This window comes from Candidatus Thermoplasmatota archaeon, from assembly GCA_029907305.1.
In the GTDB taxonomy this organism is placed as follows: Archaea; Thermoplasmatota; E2; order DHVEG-1; family DHVEG-1; genus JARYMC01.
Window position 1 is genome coordinate 1 of record JARYMC010000112.1, and the last position, 3,419, is coordinate 3,419.

Annotated in this window: 2 protein-coding genes; both read right to left on the reverse strand. The window is 36.0% G+C overall.

Annotated features, from left to right (window positions below):
* Positions 1–919, reverse strand: a 919-nt coding sequence (locus QHH19_07030) for a hypothetical protein (protein ID MDH7518073.1), incomplete at its 3' end; no start/stop codon positions are given.
* Positions 920–1,361: 442 nt separating this feature from the next.
* Positions 1,362–2,360 (reverse strand): PKD domain-containing protein, encoded by a 999-nt coding sequence (locus tag QHH19_07035; protein ID MDH7518074.1) that lies wholly within the window; start codon positions 2,358–2,360, stop codon positions 1,362–1,364.
* Positions 2,361–3,419 lie beyond the last annotated feature (1,059 nt).

The following is a 3,419-nucleotide window of genomic DNA, read 5'->3' on the forward strand; positions in this document are numbered from 1 at the left end:
CATTTGTATCAGTCTCACCAGTCAAAACATGATCACCAGATGTAGCGGCCCAGGAACTAGTACAGCATATCTTCACTGTATACCCACCTGGTACCCCTGAGACGTCTCCTTCACAATAAATACTGTCATCTAAGCTTATTTCTATATGGTGAGTAGGACATGTGTCGCTTCCAATCCAGTCGTATTCAAAATGGAACCAAACCTCATCACCCTCATCCGGCACCGGTACCACATACTCCTTATTCCAATCATTTGGTTGAGAACTCATCCAGATATCCTGAGCAATCAGGTCACCCAATCCACTACCTGTAACTGTAAACTCTTCTTCGATGATATTATTGTCCTCATCATCCTCATCAATGTCATTATGGCTGTCGACTTCCAAGGTCAACGTATAATCGCCACCAGGAGCAACCCATGGCTGACCGAAACACCACTTATAGATATACCCAGCCTGACGTAACTCTGGATCAGTCACATGGTATTCATAATCAATCACATCACCACCACCCTGGACATACAGCCATATCCTCCAATAAAAAGGATCAACAGTTCCATATCCCCAGATTGTATAAACCCAATGAATATACAACTCATCCCCAGCTTGCGGATCTGTTACAACATGTTCTTTATCATAATCTGCTGGTTGTGAGCTAAGATAAACCTCATTTGCCTCAAGATCAAAACCAAAGAGCGACGATAACATTATCTTCTTTTCTCTTATGTTGCTCGTCTTAAGATCTTTATAAATCGGATTAGAAATAAGAGTAAAAGAACTATCTTCAAAATTTGCCGACATGTTTGTACTATTTACATCAGGTTCTCTATTGATGTTTATTGCACTTCCAAAAACACTGACAATCATTAGCATGGTTATTAAAACAGCTAGAACTATTTTATACTTATTACCTATCTTCATAAGATTTTCCCCCATTCTAAAATTTTTCTAAAATATTAATACTTAACATATTATATAAATTTTTTTCCTTTGGAGTAGGTGCCGTTAACTTAACAAATATCCAAGAGTTCAAGAAAAATGACCGCAATTTCAAGGTATTCTTGTCTAATATTTTACCTTACAGTTTATTCAGAATAGCAAATATCAGTTGGGAAAATATGCATCAAAGAACCTTAAGTTAACGGCACCTTTGGGTACCAGGAAATTGTTTAGAGATGAAAAATGATTCTGTGCAATCTCTGACACATCCATCGTTATATATTTCCCCTACTATCTGAACATTTACGAAAGAATCATATTTTTGCATCCCATCATGTTGAAGGATAAATGCGTAAGGAAATAAAATAATTGTTTTTTCTATTCCGAGAGACTAAAAAGTGGAAAAAAAGTATAGGTGCCTAATCTATAGTTTATATCGTTTCCAGAACAGAACAAAAGCTATTGCAACAACGATAAAGACAAGTTCGAAACCAGGAGTTGATGTATCTTTACCGTCGTTACTACTATCATTACTTCCGTTTTCATTATCTTCTTCGTTCGTTGACGATGTGTTTATAGTTATAGTTTTTATAATTAAGTTAGAACCTCCCTCATCGTCAGTAACAGTCAATCTTACAGTGTAACTCCCGCTGAGTACATATTCATGTGTCGGATTTATCCCAGTTCCATTGGTTCCGTCGCCGAAATCCCACATGTATTGAGTAATTTTTCCATCAGGATCATATGAACCTGAGGCATTAAATTCAGCAGTGAGATTATCAATAGAATAACTGAATTTTGGTCGTGGGTGTTGATTTGGGGGGTTGCTTACATTATATTTGCCTACATCAAATGATTCTTTTTCAACTCTTTCCAAACTAATAATCGCGTAATTTTCGATAGGGCCGATAGAAGTATGTTGGTCTATTAATAGATAAGGTGGAACTGTACTAACATAATAGGTGGTAGTACTCGTATATGGCTCATATGGCTCATTGATCATCTCTCCAATTATCTTATAAGAATGATACTTGTTGTAGTCTAAAGGGCCTTCCAAAGTGAGATTCGTTAATTTTCCACCACCCCACATTGTTGTCACTGATTTATTATCTATAATTTCTCTCATATCGAAACCATATATTTGCATATTAAGAGCAATAGTTAATGGAATTATTATGGGACTTTCTGATGACGAAGTAGTTATTTTTTTATAGTGAATTTCTTCATCAAATATTTTTTTCTCACTAAGCTGAGTTGTTTCATATAGCTCAAAATTATCCTTGGTTATTTTAAATCTATATAGTCGGGTTCTATCTTTTGATGTACACGCAGTAATTCCCTCCCAAGAATCCTCATCTTCCTCAATTATGTATAGATCGATTTGATAATCAAAGTCAGGACCAGCAGGAGGAGTTTGATACATATATTCGTATTTCATTCCTTCCTTTAATTCAAGCATATTTGTATTATCACTAGTTCCCGAAACAGTATCCTCTACGGTAAAGACCGATACGCCGCTTAAAACAATAGAGATTACAACCAAAATGATTAACGCCTTTCGTATCAATATCTCAACCTCCAGCGGAATAGACTAATTTGGTATAACCCTTAGATAACGTCAAATGAAACGGGCAACTTAACACGCCTCTTGAGAACTTGGTAAAGCCTGAACAAACTCCTTGGCCATCTCGCATTTTTTATTTCCTCCCCAAAATCAGGATTTTTAATTTCTAAATCTGAATATTATAGCTTTACTTAAATGTTTTCTACAATAAATCATAAATCTCTCTAACAACATTTTATCTTACAATATCTAACAAATCACAATTTATATGTACTCGGCTGCAGGCTATACGTACTTGTCGTACTTGCTGAAGACTTAACCCCCACCCAATTTCACAAAATCACAAAAACCAAAATCTTTGGCTTTTTCCAGCTCCCTTCAGTTTTCGTGGCTTTTTACATCCTCTAACACCACCAAATGTTTGCTCAAAATATCCTAGGGGGGCTTAGCTTTTTCCAGTTCTGTTCAATTTTCAGGGCTTTTTTCATCCGCCAATACTTTTGGTTTTCCACCAAAATATCCAACCCTTGTCTCCTGTTAAAACCTACCTATTTTTCCCGATCTCCATCGTCCAAAATTCAGGTCTTACCAACCAGGCTAGTTCCGTTCAATTTTCGTGGCTCAACTACTTCTAGTATATAATACCTTGTTCATTTTCCGTGGCTTACGTTTTGTTCAGAATCTGTGGCTTATCCTTGTCCAATATCCGGGATCTGAAAACGTGTCCTTTATAAAACATCGTTACATCATTCAACCATAGAGGAATCCCCGAGTATAAAAGTAAGAGGAATTTGTAGAAACGAGGTTAGAAGAATTAAAGTAAATATTTACGCCCAAACCATTTTCTCTAAGATTTTCTCCCTCAATTTTTCAGGGGTGAAATCTAAAACTTTTCTTTTGATTAATGAATAATCAATT

Bases quoted from the DNA above. Each gene is read 5' to 3' on its own strand.
- QHH19_07035 (MDH7518074.1), bottom strand. From the start codon at position 2,360: ATGTATCAAACTCCTCCTGCTGGTCCTGACTTTGATTATCAAATCGAT.